Here is a 19,259-nt window from a genome sequence, read left to right as displayed (position 1 = left end):
GGCTCGGCGGCCACGTCGTTCGCACAGACGCGAACGGCCCCGGGGTCCATCCGGGGCCGCCTGCTCGAGGATCTCTTCAAGGAGAACAGTACGTGGCAGATGCCAATAACCCTCAGCCCCTGCCTCAGCGCTGGGCGATCATCCTGCTCGCCGGCGTCCTGGCGGGCGCCCTCGTCCTGAGCCTGGAAGGCCCGCTGCTCGGGCTCGGTGCCGCAGGCGCGACAGTGCTCGCCCTGCACAAGCTCATGGCATAGCGAAACCGGTGGAGGGTGCTGCCGGCACCCTCCACTAGCGCTGTCACGTGCCCTGGCCGTCCCGTGCCCAACAGGGCGGCACCGCGGGCGCCTCCCGAACTCGAACTCGTGAACATCGACTTGGCCATCTCGTGGACAAAGCCGTACGCCCTTGTCGTACGGGGTCTGCACGTCCACGACGGAGTCGACACCGAGCGTCGACCCCCACCGGTCGCGGCGACCGCCTTCGCGGCGTTGCGACCCGGGCAAGCCTCGCCATCCCATGGGCAAGCCCTGGGCGCACCAACCTGGCAAGCCTGGGTGCACCGTCGGCACGCCGTTTCTGCGGGCTTGGCAATCTGGTCGGTGCGGGGCGCAGCAGGCTCTCTCCGGTGGAGAACGAGAACGCCTGACCCTGTGAAGGGCCGGGCGTTCCGTCATGGCGCAGCAAGCGCACCGGAGCGAGCGAGTCCGGGAGCTAGGAGCGGACGGGGTCGGCGGTCATCGTCTCCTTCACGTAGGAGGGCAGCACCCGGCTGCTGCGCAGGGCCTGCGCGACCACAGCGCGTAGGTCGTCCCCCTCGACCCCGGCCGGTGCGGCACCGCGGATCCGAGTCCAGGCCTGTGTCGCCCGTACGGCAAGCGCAAGAATCGTTTCCGGAGAGACGAGGTAGAGATGCGGCACCGCGGCGGTTACCCCCGTGTCGGAGACGATGCCCTTGGGTGAGGCAAGGACGCTGATGCTGCCGGCTGGCGGCTCGTCGACTTGCTGGTCCCCAGCGAGCTGCTGGAGGTGTGTGTTGGTCTGTCGGATGTCGTTCAGGCTGATTCCGCCCTCGGACTTCTGCTCGCTCTTGGCCTCGACGGTCAGCCACCAGGAGGGCCACAGCCAGGCCGCGTCCTCGCGGCCCTGTGCCGACGGCTTGGACGAGCTGGCTCCCAGCAGTTCGCCGAGGGAGGCGAGGCCCTGTTCGTACTTGGTGGAGTTCTGGTTTCCGAGGTTGGCCAGCATCTCGGTGGCGAAGGCTTCGTACTTGGCGGCGGTCTTGAGCTTCTTGGACGACCGGTAGGCCTCGGCGACAGCGGCCACGGCCTCGCAGTCCACGAGCCCGAGCTCGGGCTCGGCGTCCGCCTGACCTTCGATCTCCCGCAGCCACGTGGTGCCGATAGCTGCCTTCCGGGCTCGTTCCAGCAGTTGCTCGGCGCGCGCCGGAGCCGCAGGCGCCCCGGTGGCCAGCCGGGCCCACGCGGAGCCGAGGTAGGCCCACATCGCTTGGTACGGGCGCAGTTCTTCGCCGGTCAGGAGATTAAGGGCTTGTACCGCGCGCTGGGAGGCGGCATCCCAGTCCTCCAGCCAGGCGGCTTGCCATGCCATGACCTCGTGCTCGGCGCTGTCGGCCAGCTTGGCCACGTAGACGGGTTCCTGTTTGGTGCACTCGGAGCGGCGCTCGACGATGTCGGGCTCGGCGTCCTCTTGCCAGATCTCGTCGCGGTTCAGGGCGCTTCGCGCCAGGGCGACGAGGTCCGACGGGAGGACCTGGCTGTTGTCGCGGCCGAATGCGATCTCGGCCTGGAGCTCGGGGGGCAGGCCTTCCCGAACGTCGAGGCGGGAGAGGAATCGCTGGAGTTCGCGCCCGGTCACGATGACCAGGGCGAAGTCGCGGGGGCCGCGGGTGCAGCGGCCGGCGCCCTGGATGACGCGGGTGCGGACCCGCTCCAGCGCGACGCGGCCAGCGCGCAGCCGGGTCTGGAGGAACTGGTCTTGGAGGTGGAGGGTGTTGGGGAGGTCGTGCATGAGGATGACGCTGCAGGACTCGTCTGGCAGGTCCATGCCGTCGAATCGGCTCGGGGCGAGCAGCATTCCTCGTTCGGCGTCCTTGAACGGCTGGAGTCCGTCTAGGGTGTCGCCGGGCTGGAATCGCTCAATATGAGGAACGTCCAGGGTGTCGGCGATTTTGGTGGCCGACCTTGTGTCGGGAGTCAGCACGACGCTCTTGCCACGCAGGGCGATCAGCCGGCCCACCAAGCCGCCCTTGGTCTCGGGACCGGGAGGCGCCTCGGCCGTGTCGGGCGGGGTTGGCTCGTTGGGGTCTGCGGCATGCAGCCCGGCGGGGCCGAACGGGTCCTGGGGCGACTCGGCCAGGTCGGGAAAGACGAAGAAGCGCCGGCCGCTGCCGATGTTCTCCCACTCCGGCGGCGCCGGAATCCGGCTGATCTTCAGTCGGCCGAAGGCCCGCTCCAGTTCGCCGCCTTCGCCGAGGGTCGCGGAGAGGTAGATCCGCTGCTGGGGGCCGGTGAACGGGTCGTGGGTGAACGTCGGGGGGATCATCGGCCGGATGTACCAGCCTTGCGGGCTGACGTAGAACAGGCAGGCACGCAGGTGCGGGCGGATCATCGTGAACCGGAACGAGGCGTTGCCGGACAGGGTCGACAGCACCTTGTCCAAGTCGGGGGCGTGCTTGGCCACAGCGGACGCTGGCACCAGCCGGACTTCCGTGCCGCTGTGCCGGTCGGTTAGCCGGGTCACCAGGTGGGGGTCGAGGTCGTCGCCGAAGACGTCCAGTAGTGAGGTGAACTGGCTGGCCGCGGCCTTGATCTCCACCGCCCAGGCGTCCGCGACGTAGCTCTCGGCGGCGTGCGCGTCGTCGAACAGCAGGCTCTGCGCATCCGGGAAGGCGGAGTTGGTGTTGAACACGTGGCTGTAGACCGTGATCGCCACGGCGTCGGCGCCCTCGTAGCGGGCGAGGTCCTGGTCGGAGAAGTCGGAGCGCTTGCCGATGAACAGGGCGGCGGGTACACCCTGGGCCCGGGCGGCTGTCCAGACCTGGTGGGCGAGCTGCTTGGTCGGGCAGGCGTACACCGAACGGTGCTTGAAGTAGCGCCGCCTCCAGTCCGCGAGGAGCAGCCCGACCAGCGTCTTGCCCGAGCCAGTCGGGAGCTCCAGGGCGACGTCTGGCTTGTTCAGGACCTCGGCCGAGACGTAGGCGCGCAACATGTCGGCCTGGTGGGACCACAGCGCGCCGTGGCTGGTGGTTGTGCGCGGAAGTACGCCGAACAGTGCCTCCGGTGTCGGCGGCGCTGTCACCTGCTTCACGCGCTGCCGGAACCGGACTGGCTGCTTGTCGTCCACGCTGACCCCCTCGGCGCCGGATGCCGACGCGCACGTTCCGCTCCTCGACGCAGCGATCGTAGTCCCGCGTCCCTCAGTCGTCGGCGAAACTTCCGATGCCGGGATTTTCGGGGCTCAGGGCTCGGTGATGCCGAGCTCTCGGGCGGCGGGGCAGATCGAGCAGACTTCGACCTGGGGCTGGCGGAGGGTGCCCGCTCGCGGGTTGTGGGCCGCGTACGTCCTGAGGCGAGGCGGCAGTCTGCGGTGTGGACGGGCATGCGCGACCCTCTGCCGATGAGGTCAGTTGCCATTCGGTTAGCGGTGATGGCGATTCTTGAAAATCACCATGTCCGCTCGTCGCCCCACTTGGTCCAGAGTCCAACGAAAGGGCGCTTCAGTGAGCGCCACGTCCGTTGTCGGCCGGGCAGCTCGCTCGCAGTGGACCAGCGCCCTCGTGGCCGGTTCCTACACCGGCGGAGGAGCAGGATGACGTGCCAGCCATTGCTGCAGTTCGCGGTGTCGGAACTGGTAGGCCGCGCCCGCATAGCGCAGCAGCCCGGCGGCACAGGCCCAATCCAGGAAGACCCCGAGCCTCAGCGGCAGCTTTCTTCGGGAGCACAGCAAGAAGACCAGGTACCGGCGCGCGGATGGGCCACCGAACCCGACCCCGAACGTGAGCGCGGCAGCAGTCCCGACGAAGAGGCCGGACCCAAACCCGTCTTTGGCCCTGAGTCCGGCCGCAAGCCCGGCCGTGAATCCGAGTGCCAGCCCTGATGCAAGCCCGATCCTGAGTGCCCGCGAAAGGTCATTTCGGATGGGGTCACGAGGCTGTGCACTCGTTGGCGGCCCAACCGTGCTGAGGGCCATGATCCCGGTCGTGACGAAGCCCCCGAGACCGAGCCCGAGCCCCATTGTGAGCCCCATCGCGGGCCCAAAGTTGAGCCCGGCCGCGAGCCCGAACGCTAACCCGAGGACGAGCCCGCTTGTGCTGGCGGACGTGAGGACTAGGCGTCTGGCTTTGGCCGGCAAGGTTCTCCACCGTGTGCGCGCAGGGGGAGCCACGGAAGCCCGTGCTGCAAAAGAGCCTGCCGCAAGGGCGGAAAGAAAGACAATGCTAGGTGGGTAGCCACCCAGCCATGTGCCGAGAAGCGGCAGCAGGATAACGAGCGTGGTGAGCACCGCGTCGGTGGCGCGCACTCTGCGGGGTCCGGCCATTGGCCACAGCTGGTGCAGGAGCAGGTCGGTGCGGGGGCTAGCACCTATCTCTGCGGGAAAGTCCAAATAGGCGGCGAGGCGAGCGAGCCAGCGGTGAACCTCGCCTGCAGCGTACGGGTGCTGCGGATGCGGGTGGAGCGTGGTGGCCGCGGGGACGAAGCGGGCAAGCAAGTGTTCGTCGAGGTCGGCCGGGGTGGCGTGTTGGAGCAGATCGGTGGGGTCGCCGTCATGGGCGTAGACGGTGGCAGCCAGGGACAGCCGCCATGGCGTGGACAAAGTGGCGCTCAACGTGCCAGATGAGTTCTGCTCCAGCGCTTCGAGCACGGGCTGCCAGCGCCTGGGATCGTGAGCACGCAGTCGCAGGTAGGTGTGGGCGGTGGAGGGAGTAACAGGGTCGATGTCGACCCGTGCCGAGTCGAGCAGTCGTGCCTGCTTGCCGAGGGCCTCATAGTGATGCGTGCGGCAGGTCAAGATCACTGGGCCCGCTGCACGCCCGTCCTGGTAAGCATTGAGCGCCTCCAAGGCCGTCTGGGCGCGTGGGGCATCGGGGGAAGGGGTGCCATCGGGGGCGGTGGGATCCATCTCGTCCAGGCCGTCCAGTACTGGCAGCAGGCGGCGCTGACGGACAAGCTTGTGGGCCATCTTGGCTGGCCAGTCGTAGACGTTCACCAAATAGGAGACGATCCACTCGGGTAGGGGGGTGGTGGTGTCCCATTCGGTCAGCGGCAGGCGTACCGGGACCGGATCATCCTCACGCCGCCCCTCCAGGAGGGCCAACGTCAACTCCACGGCGAGCACCGTCTTGCCTGCTCCTGGCCCGCCGGTGACCACCAGGCGGCGCGGGCGCGTCTGTTGGTAGTACGCCGCCACATCCGGAAGGGGTGGATCCCCGCCAAACAGATGCCCCATGGGGGCGGGAACCTCCGCCTCTCGCCCCGGCTCGGGATGAAGCGTGAAGGTGAGATTGATTCTCTGGGTATCGTCCCCGATCAACTGGCGCCACTGCCGCTGCTCATCCTCCTTCACCAAGTCGGCCAGGTCGCGCGTCAGCTCGGCCAGGTCCGGAGACTTCCACAGGCCTGCCAGCCCGAACGCTACCCCGATCGGGAGCCCGAGCAGGCCTGCGGTATCCGACGGGCCCAGGCCTCCGTGAGCCAGCTGTACCACCGCATACAGCACGCTTGCTGCCACAAAGAGCCCGCCCACTACCGGCAGCCAGACCCGTCGACTCCGATATTTGCGCCCTCTGACTCTCGCCATGCCTTGATGATCACCGTTCGGGTGCTGCCTGAAAACGCGCCATGCCGGAGATGAAGGGCCTGGCACCCGCGGCGCCTTCCTCCCGTGTGAGCCTCAGGCTCCCCGACCAGGCCGAAACTCATGGTTGACGCAGGGCCGACACGCCGGTGGACATCGCGCGGAAAGCCAAACAAGGTCATACGAAGGGTGGGGAGATCAACAGAGCAGGTTTGCCCCATGGCTGAGTAGCAGGTGGGGAGATTCAAATAGCCCCATCAGCGGGGTGACGGCCAGCTCACTCCGGGCGGGGCCGCGGTGGTCCGCCGCTGCGGTCGGCCCCGCCCTCATTGACTCGGTGAGCTGAGGTCCGAGCCCCGAGGCACTGTGCGCGCAACTCGGCGATTGGTCGTTGCCAGCTCCTGCTCATTGCCATCCCCCTCCAGGTCCGCATCCGTTTCGTCGTGAGGTCGTCCGCCCCCCGATGGCACAGCCTTCCGGGTGCGGAGGAGCGCGGCATCAAGGCATGGACGCCGTTTGCCGCGATGTCGCAGAACCGGGCGGGCGCCTCTGGCCTGGGTTACAGCGGTGTTCAACGGGCGCCGAGCGGCTGACTCAGCACCACGTCGACCGCGGGCCCCCGGCTCTCCACGATCTCGAGGAGCTGGTGGAGGCCCGGGCTGTCGGCGTGTCGGCGACGAAGCGTCTGCGGATCGGCGTAGAACGCGTACCGCGCGCGGGCGACCAGCTCGGGGTCCTGTTCGCGCTTCTCGATCTCCCACCTGGTGCGGCGCAGCTGCTCCATCCACTCAGCGGTGGTGGCCTCGGCCGGGAGCGAAGTCCTGCCCGTGGACGGGCGCCCCGCGATGAAACTCGACAGCGTGTCCATGCCCGCGTCTCCTTCTGGCTGGCTCGGTGGTACGGATGACGAGGTGCGGCGTGCGGTCGGGTAGGGCCGGCAGGGCTCAGGGCGCGTTGTGGGGGCGCTTGGTGCCCTTGCGCCTGTCGCGCAGGGCAGCGAGCAGCTCTTCGGGCTCGGGCCGGAGCCCGCTGCCCAGGTAGCGGATCCCTTCACCCTCGGGCGCGGTCTCGGTGGGCTTGCCGATCGGGTGCCGGCGGCTGGTCGCGGTCCGCCACCCGAAGCGCTCGTCCCACACCAGGGCCGGCGCCGGCTGGTCGGCGGCGAGGAGCACGGCGGCGGCGAGGTGTTCTCCGTCGGGCTGGCGCATCTCCACCTGGGCCTGCTGGGCAATGCCGGCCGCGGCCAGGAAGTCCGCGGTCTGCTGCAGGTACGGCTTGGCGCTGCGGGCGTGCAGCTCCCGCTGGGCGATCGCGATGGCGCCACGGTGGGTGCTGGTGGGGTAGCCCAGCTGGAGGGCGGCGGCCTTCGGGTCCAGGTCGGGCTGGGCCTCGACGAGGTCGGCGATCCGCCGGCCGCGCAGGGTGGCCAGGCCGGACTGGGCGGTGGGGAACTTGGTGATGCCCAGGGTGTCGGCGACGGCGTCCACGGTGATGGCAGGGTCGGCGTCCAGGAGCTCGGCGATCCGCGGCAGGATCTGGTCGCGGGGGATCATGTCGCCGCTGCCTTCGCGGCGGCCGCCGCCGGCGCCGCGGCCGGGGCGCTTGTTCTTGTACGCGAGGACCAGGCGGCGGGGCCAGTGCTCGGTGCCCTTGGGGCCTTCGGGTACGAGGACCACGCCATTAACCAGGTCCGGGTCGTTCTTGTACCCATTCCAGGTCACGGCGGCGATGCCGAGCAGCTCGGCGGCCTCGTGGCGGTCGAGGAGGTCCTCGTCGTCGTCTGTCTGGGGCAGCTCGGGGATCGGCTGGCCGGCGTAGTAGGCCTTGGTCTGCTCTGCGTCCCAGAGCTGGGCCCGGGATGTGGGCGAGCTGATCGACGCCGGGTGGCCTTCTGCGGCGTACGGCTTTTGATTGCGGACGGTGGTGAGCTTCTTGCCGAGGATGTCGGCCAGGTCGGCCATGGTCTGGACGTGCTTGAGGCGTCCGGCGCGGATCATCTTCTTCTCCATTACTGGGTGGCGGGGCGCTTGCGGCGCCCCGCCGGGGGGTGTGTCAGGTGCTCGAGGGGTCGGACAGACGGTTCGGGTTGCACGGCACGCCGGCCTCGGCGCCGCATCCTTCGCGGGAACGGGCAGCGGCCTCGAGGATCGGGCGGAGGCGGGCGAAGGCGTTGTCCGCGCTGGTGTACGGGGTGAGTTCGCCGGCGGTGATGACGTACAGGGCGTGCGGGGGGGGGTGGCTGGTGGTGCGCACCCGGATGCTGGTGGTGTCGCCCGTGCCGTAGGCGAGATCGGGCATCGCGAGGACGATGCGGCGGCCGGGGCCTGGGGCGGTCTGCTGGCCGGAGAGTTGGCGAAAGGCATGGAGGCTTCAAGGGGTTGGTGTTTTCGGGTTCGACGGGCTGCCACCACCCGTCAACAAAAAAACCTTACCCACCTTACATCACCACGTGCAAGTGGATCGGATCCGCACTATCGCGTCGCAAAGATAGACTCGGAGACGAGATACGCCCCTCGGGTCTCCCGGAGTGTGTGTTTTCGGTTGGCCGGCGCCCTTGCCACCCGCCTCGGCGGAAGTGGGCGCCGGCCGCTTTCGTCTCCGCCGGGCCACTGGGTGAGCCTGCATGCCAGGTGCTCTGGGCACTCTCTTCACCTTCCGGGTCCCGGTGAACCGCTCCTGCGCTAGCCTCGTTGCAGCATCTACGACTTGGAGGCCGCGATGCGGATCGTCTTCGACCCGGCCGAGCAGGAGGCCCTGCGGGCCGACGCGCGGGAGATGGCTGACGGCGACCCGCAGATCGCCTACGTCCTCGAGCGGCTGGCCGGCGAGGGCGTGGATCTGGACCGGGTCACCTCCTGGGAGGACCTGCGCGAGAACCTCGGACAGCCCCCGCTCGACGACGCCGCTCCCACCTCGAACGTCGCCTGATGGGGCGGCACGCCCCGAAGCGCGCCCGCATCGTCTTCTACGACGTGGCGCAGGAGCAGATCGAGAAGATGACGGAGGCCGAGCGCCTTCGGCTGGACCCTGCGCTGGTCGCCATCTCCAGGAATCCCGAGATCGGCGTGCTGTCGAAGCACGGTGCGATCCGGGAGCATCGTGAGGACGGCATCCGGATCCTGTACGTGCCGACGGCCCTGGGCACCCTGGTCCTGGTCGCCTACGTCGAGGCGGAATGACCCGCGCGCTCCCCCACCAGTGCCGCGTCCCGCAGTCGGCCACCGCAAAGCCCCGGATCAAGAGGTCCGGGGCTTTGCTGTTCGGCCCAATCCCGGACGAACGGTCTCTCACGCTCAAGGTGCCGAAATGCCGGGATGAGGTCTACCGCTTGACCCGGCCGCGGATGGCGAGGGCGGCCAGGCCGAGCAGCACCGGCTCGGCCAGTCGGGATGCCATCTCGGTGTAGGTGCCGGTGGTGGTGAGGTCCTGGCCTGAGGAGCGGAAGACGACCGAGTTCACCACGATCCGCAGGGACTTCTCCCACCGTTCAGAGGTGAGCCGGGAGTGAAGTGAGCCGGTGGGGTTGCCCGGGGCCGGCTTGTCGGTGGTCAGTGAGATGTCCTGCCCGTTCAGCCGTCCGCTGGTGGTGGGCTTCGGATCGGCCTGCGGCAGCCCCCACAGCATCATGATCAGCACCGTGGCAGCCATGGCACTAAGCAGCCAGCCCAGTGCGCGGGATGCTCGCAGCCCGTACCCGGACACCGCCCAGTACACAGCCAGGAGGGTGCGTTCGGCGCGGGGCCGCTTGTGGTCGTGTCGGCGCATTTCCATCTCGCCGTAGTAGAAGTCGGCGCTGTCCGGCTCGTTCTTGCTGTCCTCGAAGGACTTCCGCAGCTGCCGGTACACCGGCGCCAGCTGTGCCGGCCCCACCACCTCCACCCCGGCAGGCGCAGCGGTCCACCCGGTCCATCCCTGTGCCGCCCGCCAGTGCTGCTCCTCGGCCACCGTCCGCCGCACGGTCCATCGCATAGGAAGCAGGCCACGCAGACGCAGCCCCGACGGGGTGGGCGCCAGCGGGAACTCCCCTTCCAGACGAAGCTGGTCAAGGTGCACCGCGCCGGAAAGCAGGCAGCCGCGGAGGTCCACGTTGTGAAGCACCAGGTGGGCCGCGTCTGCTCCCCTCACAGACTCAATGCATACCGCTGGATCACTGCCCACCACGTCTCGCTCAGCCGAGGCTGCTCCAGTCACCTCGAAGGGAGCAGTGCGAGCAGTGATGCTCACCGGATACTCGAATACCGCGTCCCTCAAGTTGACAGTGGCACGCCTCAGCCAAAGGGCGGCCGTAGAGTTCCATCGCGTTTGCTGGCACTCGAGCCGGGTTGCTGCTGCCGCGATGATGACGGAGTTCACGAACCGGGCTCCGGACAGGACGAGGGCTCCCTGGCAGATCAGCGGACCCAACTGCGAAGCGTTCTCGAACGTCACCCCGTCGAACCAGGCGTCGCCGGAGAACGTCACCCCCCGAGATTGAACCTCGCCGCTGAACGTCACATCGTCGAACCATGCGAGGCCGGAGAAGTCCGTCCGGGTAAAGGAAGCGTGGTCAGAGAACGTGGCCTCGCCGAACACGGCGTCGCCGGAGAACGTCACCCTGGAGAAGATGGCGTATTGGGAGAACGTTGCCCTATCGAACGAGACGTAGTCGGCGAATGTCGCCTCGTCGAAGCTGGCATGGCCGGAGAACGTGGCTTGTTGGAACCACGCTTGGTTGGAGAAGGTCGCCTCTTCGAAGGTGGCCTCGCCGGAGAACGTCGCCCCCACGAACGAGGCGTAGCTGGAGAAGGTCACCCCACGGAACCTCGCTTCGCCGTGAAACGTCGCCCCGTCGAACCAGGCGGCGTCAATGTATCGCCGGCCAGTGGCAGGATCACGGAGCGCGTTTAGGAGCTGGTGCAACAGATCCTCCGAGATGAGGGTGCCGCGATGGTCGAGGGCCCCGCCGGAGGACAGCGAGCTGAGGTAGGTAGACCGGTCGGCGCTCGTCAGGTGAGCCAGGCACGAGCCGTACGGCTCTACCTGACGGCCCCGGCAGCCAACCGGGTCGCTTGTCGGGTCCGCATCGCGCGCGCAATGCGGCCAACTCGGCGCAGGCAAGGACGGCGGTGCGCCAGCGGTCGTCATGTCCGCTGAGACGTTCCAGACCGAAGCCTGGTTGCCCACAGCGCCGTGATCGGCCTGCTGGCGACCATCACGCATTCGGCTCTGTCGAGGATCTTGTTGACGATGAGGGTGCCGAAGGCCTACTGATTCGCTGCGGTGTGAGCGACGGCACCGGCTGCGCGGAGTTCGGCCACCACGGGGGTGGCTACTTCTTCCGGCACGTTCTTGAGGATGGTCGCAGGGAGTTCGAGTCGCGTTCTCGGTACCACATCATGTGGCTCGCCGGAGTGCGTCACGTGGCCCTCGATCGCCACTGCCTGCGGGCCTTCGAGCAACCGGACCGCCCGCAGGTCGACCCGAAGCGCCAGCACCAGGCCGTTGAACTGCCGGCGGCCAACCAGCCGCTGGCCTGGTGCCTGTGTGCACTGCCGAACCCCTGGCGGTGGAGCGACAACGCGCACCTCGCCTTCGAGGCAGCGCCGGGGGAGAACTGGGAGGGCCCCGCCCTCGTGCCCGGCCTGCACGTACAGCTGGAGAACGCTCGCCCCATCATCGGATGGGGCGAGCGCGACATCCCTGCCAACGAGCCGCGCCGGAACTCTCAGCGGTTCAGGACCTGCCGCAACTACCAGTTCGCCTGGTGGCTGCGCACCCACCGCAACGCGCGGGACGCGCCGCCGGAGTATGTACCGCCGAGGAAGCGGGGTGAAGGCGAGCAGATGTCGCTGATCTAACATCGCGGGCCACCGATCCGAACGTCGTGGCCCGCGCACGTGTCACGCCTCGTCCTCAGTCGACTCCTGCTCGACGTCGTCGCTGAATGCGCGCTTGGCGCGCCGCCACGACTTCACGAGGTCAGGGACCTGGTCGAGCAGGCCTTTGAGGGAGAACAAGGCGATCGCTGCCACAGTCGCTACGCCAAGAATCGAAAGAATGGCGGCATCCACCGGATTCAAGTCCTTCTGTGAAGGGTGGTCGAACCGGGGTGAAGAGCAGGCCCCAGCTCGACCACCACGTAAATACGTGAGGTCGGCTGAGGTCCTGCCGACGTCCAGAACTCAGGTGTGCGCTGCTAACGCAATCTGAGACGGGCCCTCTTTCTTCGTCAAAGCTCAACAGGGGCGGGAACAAAGTTCTCCCTCTGTCTGGGACGTCGGGCCCAGACCCCAAGCGAGTCAGATTGGGGGCGGTGCCCCCTGATCACGCATCCATGCTACTCAACTCGCGTCGCTGGCAACGGCCTTCGGTTGGAATCGGCCGAGTCGAATGGTGGTTCGATCATGGAAGTGGGCGCGGGGGCGCACCCGAGCCGTGAAGGACCCCGACGTGGGACGCCCCGACAAGGCCGCGCGTGCGGCCATCGCGCGCCGCCGTTCGGACGCCATCGATCTCCGCCTCGCCGGCGTGGACTGGCTGACGATCGCCCGCAAGCTCGCCGCCGATCCCGCCGTCAACAGCGACGGCATCGCCTACCCGCAGGGATACGTCATCGAGCGGTACCGGAAGAAGCAGGACCCGCCGAGCGACGAGGCCCTGATCCACGCCGCCTGCCGCGACGTCCGCACCGCGCTCGCAGACAGACGCGCGGAGCTGAACGACGACGTGGACGAGCTGCGTGCCCTGGAAGCCGACCGCCTCGACCGGCTGTTCTTTGTCGCCTACAAGAAGGCCGTCCGCGACCATGACCTCGCGGCCGTCGACCGCATGCTGCGGATCATGGAGCGCGCCGCGCACGGCTCCTCGACCTCGACATGCCCGTCCGCACCGAGCTGTCCGGCCCGGACGGCGGACCGGTCCAGGTCGAGAACGCCACGGTGGACGAGCTGGAGAAGCTGATCGCGCTCACCGACCCGGACGCCGAGTGAGGGCCCGGGACAACGCGAGCGTCGTCGCCCGCTGTAGAAGCTGCCGCCGGCGCAGCGCCGCTCCGTAGCGCGGTCCGCCTCCCCGGAGCTGCGGGCCGAGCTCGTACGCACCGAACGGAAGCTCGCGATGGACTGCTCCCCAGGGGCGCTCGCCGCGGTGCTCACCGGCGGCCGAGAGATGCAGGCGCCCCATCTCGACCTGATCGACCAGGCGTTCATCGACATGGCCGAGGGCCGGTGTGAGCGCGTCATTGCTCACCATGCCCCCGCGGCACGGCAAGAGCCGACGCGCCTCCCGCTGGGCCCCGTTGTGGTACCTGCGGCGCAACCCCGGCCACCGCCTGATGATTGCGAGTTACTCAGCCGACCACGGCCGGTGGATCCGAGACGCTATCCACACCTGGGGAGACGACCTCGGCCTCCAGCTCAAGCCCGGCTCCCAAGCCGCCAACCGCTTCGACATCGTCGGTGGCGAAGGCGGACTCCTAGCAGCCGTCATCGGCGGAGGTCTGACCGGACGCGGCGCACACATCGCCATCGTGGACGACCCGATCAAGGACATGGCCGACGCCGACTCACCGACCATGCGGAAGCGCGCTTGGGACTGGTGGACCTCCGTGGTGCAGACCCGCCTCTAACCCGTCGGCGCGATCTGCCTCATCCAGACCCGCTGGCACGGAGACGACCTCGCCGGACGAGTCATCGACCTCCCTGCCCTCGCCGACAGCCCGGACGATCTCCTGGGCCGTGCGCCAGGAGAGGCCCTGTGGCCCGAGCGGTTCAGCGCCGCCCACCACGCCAAGACCCGCAAGCGCGTCGGTGAACGAGTGTGGGGCGCCCTTTACATGCAGAAGCCTCGACCGCCCGCGGGAGGCGTATGGCAACGCGAGTGGATCGACAACGCCCGCATCAACGCCGTGCAGTTCTCCGGCCTCGACATGGCGCGCATCATCGTCGCTGTCGACCCTGCCGGCGGAGAGAGCACCGTCGGAGACGAGACCAGAATCGTCGGCGTGGCCCGCGACTTCGACCGGCAGCTCTACGTCCTGGCCAACCGGTCCGGCTCGATGGGCGCCAACGACTGGGGCCTCGCCGCCTGCCGCCTCGCCCTCGAACTCAAGGCCGACGCCATCGTGGTGGAGAAGAACTACGGCGGCGACATGGCGAAGCAAGTGGTCACCCAGGCGTGGGAGCAGCTACGCCGCGACGGCGTCACCAAGGGCCTGCTCATGCCGATGATCCTGGAGGTCACCGCCAAGGTCGGCAAACGCCTTCGCGCAGCCCCGGTCGCCCAGCTCTACGAACAGCAACTCGTACACCATGTTGGCGAGTACACCGAGCTTGAGGAGCAGATGGTCACCTGGGTCGAAGGCATGGACAGCCCCGACCGCATGGACGCCGCCGTCCACGGCCTCACCGAACTGGCCGACCCCGACCAGCTCGACACTCTCCCGCCTGGCTCGGATGACGACCGCTTCAACGGTCGAAGGTGACGCCATCCGAGGTATCGAGCCGCACGCGCTCACATTCAGTTCTTCGCCGTGCCGCGCTACGGGGCGACGACGAAGTGGAGGACTTGTTCGGGGCAGGGTCCGCCAGCGTAGATGAGGATGGCCTCGATCTCGGCCTTCCGCAGCGGCATGATCGCAGCCGAGGCAGTATGTGCCGGTGGACGTGATCCGGAGCTACTTTGAGGAAAACCCTGACCTTTTCGCCGCTCTGGTGGCCCTCGTCGCTGTCGTCGGGGGGTTGGCGGGCAGCGTGATCGGCGCGAAGATCCAAGCGAACGGAGGCCGGGCCCAGGCAACTGCGGCCCGAGAAGCCGCTCAGATCAGCAGCGAGGCCCAGCGCGTAGCCGCCTTGTGGACGGTACGACACGTGCAAACGGCCGAGTTCATCCAACAGGCCCGCCAAGTGGTTCGGGCGGCTGATCGTGCCTACACCACAGACGATGAGGGCAGTGTGCGCGAGGCTCTCCAGGTGCTGACGCAGAAGCAAGCTCAGGTCGAACTCATTGCATCCCGCTGTGTCATCGATGGCGCCGCCAACGTCGTACGGAGCGTTGAGGACTTCGCGAGGCTGGCTCTCAAACGAGGGCCAGCTGCATACGCAGAGTTCGTCCTTCAAAGGATCATGACGAGTGGATCTTGCACTGTGGAGGTTGTGGAAGCCGCACGCTTGCTGACTGAGCTCAAGGGCGTCTATCGCAATTACGGAGTGCAAGAGATCAGCGAGGAGGGCCTACAAGGTCTCGACAGAGATGCCCTGAACAGTGTGCTCAGGGCACAGCGTGATGCGTCCGCCGCTCTGGGCGCTGTCCCCGGCATTCGTCGTCATCACGTAGACGCGGTGCTAGAACATGCGGGGAATCGAGAGCTGCCTTTGGACTACCAGGAGCTGGAAGGCCTCTATGAGGCCTCCATGGCTGCACTCGTGACAACAGCGCGCACGATGCTGAAGTCGGAGGACGGCTTCGCTGCGAGCTAGAGCCAAAAGTGAAAAACAGCTCCAGAGGAAACGGACCATCGGCATGGCAAAGGCCTTGGTAGCCTCGCGATCATGACAACCGGGGGGAGTTGGTCCATCACAGCGTTCGGCGTACTGCTGGCTGCACTGTGTCTCACCGGCTGCGCGACCGACACCCGTCCGCCGACCGACCGGGAGCAGCGGTCCGCGCACCTGGACCGCGTACGGGACGCCTACCGCCTCGGGCGCAGCGCAGGTCTGGAGATGCAGCAGCAGAAGATCGCCGACGGCGCGCCCCCTGCCACCTCCAGCCCGAGCGAGGAGGAGTGCGCGGCACGGTGGGCGCAGCTCGGGGAACGGGAACAGACCCCGGGCGACCTGGCGGGCTTCCTCGCCGCCTGCTCCTCCTTCCCGGCGCCGGGACTGCCCGGCTACGCCGAGGCGGTAGTCGAAGCCACTGCTGGCTGACGCGAAGCGAGCGTGGATCGGGCGATGTCATAGGTCCTCAGTACAGTCCCTCACCACATAGGAGGAGGACTGCGGTGGCCGGCGGCAACTTCTACGACCGGGCTGATGACCCTGCATTGCTGTACGTGGTGCGGAATGAGGAGCTAGATGCGCTTAAGGTCGGGGTCGTCACCCAGGGGTCTTGCGCTGCGCGCCTGGGCGCTCATAAGCGGCGCGGCTGGACTGCTGAGCTAACGCTTGGCTTCACATCTGGACATCAGGCGCTGCAGGCCGAGTGGGCCGTTGTCCGATTCCTGCGAGAGTGCGGGGCGACGGACCTGCTGCCTCAGAACAAGATGCCGCAGGGCGGATACACGGAGACCGTGGCCCGGGCTGCCCTCGTGGATCTCGACCGAGATCTCTTAATTGTGATCGCGCGCGCGGCGGGTCGCATCGTGCGCAAGGCGGCTTGCCCGATCTATCGGTTCTTCCGCGACGTCGGGGAGGCAACAGACTTGCTGAACGAGATGATTGCCGCAGGCCAGAAGGATGAAGCCAGAGAGCTCATCGCCGAGCTAATGGATGCCCTCCTGCTGTTCGAAGCCCGGTTGGACGAAGCGTGGGGCGAAGGGTGGGGCAAGGTGTAGGAGCTTCCGCGTGCGCTGATCATCGGCGCGGGGCCGACTGCCTGGAGGGGCACTTTGGGCCTGCGCGATCTCATCACCGACGCCTGGAGCTGGCTGGACTACAAGCCGGTCATGGCCGACCCGCGCCGACCGGGGCGGAACGCCTGGGCGGACCTGACGTCGTCGTGGATTCCCGATGAGGATCTGCGCCGTCTCGCGGCCTACCGGCTGCTGGCCGCCTACGACTCGAACCAGGCCGGGCAGCTTGCCGCGCTGAGCGGCGACGACGACACCAGACCCGAGCGCCGGGAGCTGGGTGACCCGTCGAAGATCGTGGACACGACGCTCGGCTAACCTCCTCGGCTCCGAGCAGACCATCAGCGTGGCCGGGGCCGAGCACGCCGACGACGAGCCGTCTCGGGAGGCCGACGCCGCGCGCATCGTGCAGGAGCTGCTTCGCTCGTGGGCGGAGAAGGAGCTGCTGCCGCTGCGTGTTCAGCAGGCGGAGCGCAACGCGATCCTCTTGGGCGACGGCGTCTTCACCCTGGCGTGGGAGCCGGGGAAGGGCCGCGTACTGCTGCGCACCTGGGATCCGGGCCTGTACTTCCCGGAGTGGCCGGAGGGCGGCGAGCAGGACGGCGCCGAGTTCCCGAAGCGCGTCCACCTGGCGTGGGAGCTGCCCGAGGACAAACGGCGGGGCCTGAAGACCCGGGTGCGGCGCATCACCTACGAGCTCACACCGATCGGTCCGGCCAGCCAACCCACGACGGATAGGGGCGGAGGCGCGGTCCGCGAGGTCCTGTACGGCGAGGACGGGACGCCGGTCCTCGGCCGGGGCGACAAGTTCAACGCGGACAGCGGGGTCATCACCCGCACGTACCCGTGGACGCCGAACAGGCAAAGCCCGTGGACGTGCCACCTCACGGACGCCGAATGGGACCTGGACGACCTCCATCACGCCGACCTGCTCTACGACCCGCCGCTCCACCTACCGCGTCCGCTCGGCGAAGTCGTCGGCCGCCTCGACCTGCGCTGCGACTTCATACCCCTGGTCCACATCACCAACTCGATCCCCACCAGCGGCGAGCACTGGGGCAAGCCCACCATCGCCACCGTCCTCCAGGGCCTCGACGAGCTGTCGGCCACCGACACCGACAGCTCCGGCGCCTCCGCGACGACCGGCTCCCCGATCGTCGGCCTGTCCGGGGCGCGCCTGCCCATCGACCGGACCACCGGACAGCCGCTGCCGGTGAAGGTCCGGGCCAGGACCGTGTGGCAGCTCAACGAGGGCGGCCGCATGGACGTCCTCGACACCTCCGCACAGCTCGCAGAACTCCGGGCCCGCGTCGACCACCTCATCGACCGCGTCGCCGCGAACTCCCGCCTCACTGCGGCCGGCCTCGGTACCGTCGACCCCACCGCCCTGCCCTCCGGCTACGACCTCCAGCTCGCCCTGGGCCCGCTGGACTCGCTGATCGCGGCCATGCGCCTGGCCCGCAACCACAAGTACGCCGTCCTGCTGCGAATGGTGCAGAGGCTCCACCAGGCCGGGCAAGCAGAGGGCTGGCCCGCCGGAGAGTCGCTGCCCGCCCGCCTCATGTGGGGTCCCCGCACCCCCGCCGACCGCGCCGCCGTGCTGGACGAGGTGGTCAAGGGAGTCGGCGCCGGCGTGCTGTCGGTGGAGACCGGCGTGAAGATGCTCGTCGACGCCGGGTACCCCATCGACAACGCACAGGCAGAGATCGAGCGCATCCAGTCCCGGGCCTTCGAGGCCGCAGCGAGGCTTGCTTGCCGACGCCACCGGCGACAATGCGGCAGTACGTCAGTACCTCCGGCTTCCTCGGGCAGAGACGGAGATCCCGGCGGTTCCCCTGCTTGCAGGCCCGGCTGAGTGACTGTGAGCTTCATGTTCGACCTCCTAGGATGGCCGCAGATCACGAAGGCGGCGCATGGGGGGGGCGACGTGAGAGTTCCGGGAACCCACGGCATTGAGCGAGCCGGCGTTTCGTGGATCGAGCACCTGGTGACGAGCGATCTTGGTTGGTTGTTCCGACCTCAGGACATCGCTGACTTCGGTATTGATGCACAACTGGAAGTCGTTGATGGGGACCCGGCAGAGGCAACCGGGAGGCTGCTGGGCGTGCAGATTAAATCGGGAGCCAGTCATTTCAGAGTGCCATCTGTAGATGGCTGGTGGTTTCTTTGCGACGCAGGGCATGTGTCGTACTGGCTCGGCCATTCGTTGCCTGTCTTGGTGATGCTGTACGAGCCTGTGGACAAGCGTGTTTACTGGCAACACGTCAGCGATCGCACAGTGGTGTCGACAGGTAAGGGCGCCAAAATCCATGTGCCCAAGGCTCAGGATCTGACCAGCGCGTCAGCTCACTTGCTAAGGCCGCTTGCTCGTTCTCAGGCTGACGTGCCGGAGGTCGGTCAATGGATCACGGCGGACATCGACCGACGGCAGCGGGAGGAATTTCACGAATTCCTGCTCTCCGCTAGATTGCTGCAGATGTTCCCCGGGTGTGCGGTATCTCGCCGCGAATGGGATCGCGACGGTATTACCCTGCATGTTTCTCTATGGGGGCACTCCAAGCGACTTCCTCGCATAGTCGTGGAAGTCGTGATCGTGGCGTCGATACGCGAAGGGGTGCTGCTGATAGCCAGGAACGAGGCGGGGCCACGCTACGTCCCCATCGTGATCGTAGTCGTGGACGATCGCGAGTCCTCTCTCCCGCCGACTCCTACTGCCTCACACGTCTTGGTAACGCCGTGGAGCGCAGATGGTAGGCACGACGCCTCCCTTAAGCGTGCAATGGAGGATGCCAGCAGGTGGGTGACAGAGGGAGGGCCGCTGGAGGGGAGCTAGGTCCGGGCCGGACCGTCGTTGGGGAGGTTGTCGCTAGACTGATCATCGGCGTGGGGGCGCTGGAGACCT

20 protein-coding genes are annotated in these 19,259 nt (G+C 67.8%); 13 read left to right on the top strand and 7 right to left on the bottom strand.

From position 1 onward, the window contains the following. Positions 1-92: 92 nt before the first annotated feature. Positions 93-254 carry a hypothetical protein gene (locus tag ACFQ7Q_RS11000; RefSeq protein WP_383552312.1) on the top strand — a complete coding sequence of 54 codons (162 nt, stop codon included), beginning with the start codon at positions 93-95 and terminating at the stop codon, positions 252-254. Positions 255-711: 457 nt separating this feature from the next. Here the strand turns inward: ACFQ7Q_RS11000 and ACFQ7Q_RS10995 are convergent, their stop codons facing one another. From ACFQ7Q_RS10995 to ACFQ7Q_RS10975, 5 genes are all read right to left on the bottom strand, one after another. Next, positions 712-3,363 (bottom strand): DEAD/DEAH box helicase, encoded by a 2,652-nt coding sequence (locus tag ACFQ7Q_RS10995; RefSeq protein WP_383552310.1) that lies wholly within the window; start codon positions 3,361-3,363, stop codon positions 712-714. Between the two features lie 444 nt (positions 3,364-3,807). Then, complete coding sequence (locus tag ACFQ7Q_RS10990) at positions 3,808-5,817, bottom strand: NACHT domain-containing protein (RefSeq protein ID WP_383552306.1); 2,010 nt, start codon at positions 5,815-5,817, stop codon at positions 3,808-3,810. A gap of 568 nt (positions 5,818-6,385) precedes the next feature. Then, positions 6,386-6,682: a hypothetical protein gene (locus tag ACFQ7Q_RS10985; RefSeq protein ID WP_383552303.1), complete on the bottom strand. Its 297-nt coding sequence runs from the start codon at positions 6,680-6,682 to the stop codon at positions 6,386-6,388. Positions 6,683-6,758: 76 nt separating this feature from the next. After that, positions 6,759-7,811, bottom strand: coding sequence for a DUF6292 family protein (locus tag ACFQ7Q_RS10980; RefSeq protein WP_383552300.1), 1,053 nt, complete (start codon positions 7,809-7,811; stop codon positions 6,759-6,761). Between the two features lie 55 nt (positions 7,812-7,866). Continuing rightward, positions 7,867-8,112, bottom strand: a complete 246-nt coding sequence (locus ACFQ7Q_RS10975) for a hypothetical protein (protein ID WP_383552297.1) — start codon at positions 8,110-8,112, stop codon at positions 7,867-7,869. A 408-nt stretch (positions 8,113-8,520) separates the two neighbouring features. Here ACFQ7Q_RS10975 and ACFQ7Q_RS10970 point away from each other — a divergent pair, with 408 nt between their 5' ends. After that, positions 8,521-8,742 carry a hypothetical protein gene (locus tag ACFQ7Q_RS10970; RefSeq protein ID WP_383552295.1) on the top strand — a complete coding sequence of 74 codons (222 nt, stop codon included), beginning with the start codon at positions 8,521-8,523 and terminating at the stop codon, positions 8,740-8,742. Continuing rightward, positions 8,742-8,993: a hypothetical protein gene (locus tag ACFQ7Q_RS10965; RefSeq protein WP_383552293.1), complete on the top strand. Its 252-nt coding sequence runs from the start codon at positions 8,742-8,744 to the stop codon at positions 8,991-8,993. Before ACFQ7Q_RS10970 ends, ACFQ7Q_RS10965 begins: the two co-directional genes overlap by 1 nt. Before the next feature lie 142 nt (positions 8,994-9,135). Here the strand turns inward: ACFQ7Q_RS10965 and ACFQ7Q_RS10960 are convergent, their stop codons facing one another. Further along, positions 9,136-10,938, bottom strand: a complete 1,803-nt coding sequence (locus ACFQ7Q_RS10960; protein ID WP_383552355.1) for a pentapeptide repeat-containing protein — start codon at positions 10,936-10,938, stop codon at positions 9,136-9,138. A 137-nt stretch (positions 10,939-11,075) separates the two neighbouring features. On the opposite strand from ACFQ7Q_RS10960, the gene ACFQ7Q_RS10955 reads away from it, so the two are divergent. Next, entirely contained in the window at positions 11,076-11,651 is a 576-nt protein-coding gene (locus ACFQ7Q_RS10955) for a hypothetical protein (protein ID WP_383552290.1), read from the top strand. Between the two features lie 42 nt (positions 11,652-11,693). Here the strand turns inward: ACFQ7Q_RS10955 and ACFQ7Q_RS10950 are convergent, their stop codons facing one another. Further along, the gene (locus ACFQ7Q_RS10950; RefSeq protein ID WP_383552287.1) at positions 11,694-11,864 is read right to left on the bottom strand and encodes a hypothetical protein; all 171 of its coding nucleotides are present in this window, start codon (positions 11,862-11,864) and stop codon (positions 11,694-11,696) included. Between the two features lie 379 nt (positions 11,865-12,243). Between ACFQ7Q_RS10950 and ACFQ7Q_RS10945 the strand changes: the two genes are divergently transcribed. From ACFQ7Q_RS10945 to ACFQ7Q_RS10905, 9 genes are all read left to right on the top strand, one after another. Then, positions 12,244-12,753 (top strand): hypothetical protein, encoded by a 510-nt coding sequence (locus ACFQ7Q_RS10945; RefSeq protein ID WP_383552284.1) that lies wholly within the window; start codon positions 12,244-12,246, stop codon positions 12,751-12,753. Positions 12,754-13,021: 268 nt separating this feature from the next. Further along, a complete protein-coding gene (locus ACFQ7Q_RS10940) occupies positions 13,022-13,420 on the top strand; it encodes a terminase large subunit domain-containing protein (protein ID WP_383552281.1) in 399 nt (132 codons plus the stop codon). Positions 13,421-13,627: 207 nt separating this feature from the next. Beyond that, positions 13,628-14,275 carry a hypothetical protein gene (locus tag ACFQ7Q_RS10935; RefSeq protein ID WP_383552278.1) on the top strand — a complete coding sequence of 216 codons (648 nt, stop codon included), beginning with the start codon at positions 13,628-13,630 and terminating at the stop codon, positions 14,273-14,275. Between the two features lie 175 nt (positions 14,276-14,450). Next, positions 14,451-15,269: a hypothetical protein gene (locus ACFQ7Q_RS10930; RefSeq protein ID WP_383552275.1), complete on the top strand. Its 819-nt coding sequence runs from the start codon at positions 14,451-14,453 to the stop codon at positions 15,267-15,269. 72 nt (positions 15,270-15,341) lie between these two features. Then, positions 15,342-15,716, top strand: coding sequence for a hypothetical protein (locus ACFQ7Q_RS10925; protein ID WP_383552272.1), 375 nt, complete (start codon positions 15,342-15,344; stop codon positions 15,714-15,716). A gap of 74 nt (positions 15,717-15,790) precedes the next feature. Then, positions 15,791-16,342 carry a hypothetical protein gene (locus ACFQ7Q_RS10920; RefSeq protein WP_383552270.1) on the top strand — a complete coding sequence of 184 codons (552 nt, stop codon included), beginning with the start codon at positions 15,791-15,793 and terminating at the stop codon, positions 16,340-16,342. Positions 16,343-16,396: 54 nt separating this feature from the next. After that, positions 16,397-16,675, top strand: coding sequence for a hypothetical protein (locus ACFQ7Q_RS10915; protein ID WP_383552267.1), 279 nt, complete (start codon positions 16,397-16,399; stop codon positions 16,673-16,675). A 28-nt stretch (positions 16,676-16,703) separates the two neighbouring features. Next, positions 16,704-18,212: a hypothetical protein gene (locus tag ACFQ7Q_RS10910; RefSeq protein ID WP_383552264.1), complete on the top strand. Its 1,509-nt coding sequence runs from the start codon at positions 16,704-16,706 to the stop codon at positions 18,210-18,212. 15 nt (positions 18,213-18,227) lie between these two features. Then, the gene (locus ACFQ7Q_RS10905) at positions 18,228-19,190 is read left to right on the top strand and encodes a DUF4365 domain-containing protein (RefSeq protein ID WP_383552262.1); all 963 of its coding nucleotides are present in this window, start codon (positions 18,228-18,230) and stop codon (positions 19,188-19,190) included. Positions 19,191-19,259 lie beyond the last annotated feature (69 nt).

Origin of the sequence: Streptomyces sp. NPDC056527 (assembly GCF_042794475.1) — a bacterium.
In the GTDB taxonomy this organism is placed as follows: Bacteria; Actinomycetota; Actinomycetes; order Streptomycetales; family Streptomycetaceae; genus Streptomyces.
Note: the sequence above shows the minus strand (reverse complement) of the source record. Positions and strands in the feature narration are given on the sequence as shown.

Bases quoted from the DNA above. Each gene is read 5' to 3' on its own strand.
- ACFQ7Q_RS10980 (WP_383552300.1), bottom strand. From the start codon at position 7,811: ATGATCCGCGCCGGACGCCTCAAGCACGTCCAGACCATGGCCGACCTG.
- ACFQ7Q_RS10960 (WP_383552355.1), bottom strand. From the start codon at position 10,938: ATGACGACCGCTGGCGCACCGCCGTCCTTGCCTGCGCCGAGTTGGCCG.
- ACFQ7Q_RS10990 (WP_383552306.1), bottom strand. From the start codon at position 5,817: ATGGCGAGAGTCAGAGGGCGCAAATATCGGAGTCGACGGGTCTGGCTG.
- ACFQ7Q_RS10905 (WP_383552262.1), top strand. From the start codon at position 18,228: ATGTTCGACCTCCTAGGATGGCCGCAGATCACGAAGGCGGCGCATGGG.
- ACFQ7Q_RS10985 (WP_383552303.1), bottom strand. From the start codon at position 6,682: ATGGACACGCTGTCGAGTTTCATCGCGGGGCGCCCGTCCACGGGCAGG.
- ACFQ7Q_RS10935 (WP_383552278.1), top strand. From the start codon at position 13,628: ATGCAGAAGCCTCGACCGCCCGCGGGAGGCGTATGGCAACGCGAGTGG.
- ACFQ7Q_RS10965 (WP_383552293.1), top strand. From the start codon at position 8,742: ATGGGGCGGCACGCCCCGAAGCGCGCCCGCATCGTCTTCTACGACGTG.
- ACFQ7Q_RS10975 (WP_383552297.1), bottom strand. From the start codon at position 8,112: ATGCCCGATCTCGCCTACGGCACGGGCGACACCACCAGCATCCGGGTG.
- ACFQ7Q_RS10925 (WP_383552272.1), top strand. From the start codon at position 15,342: ATGACAACCGGGGGGAGTTGGTCCATCACAGCGTTCGGCGTACTGCTG.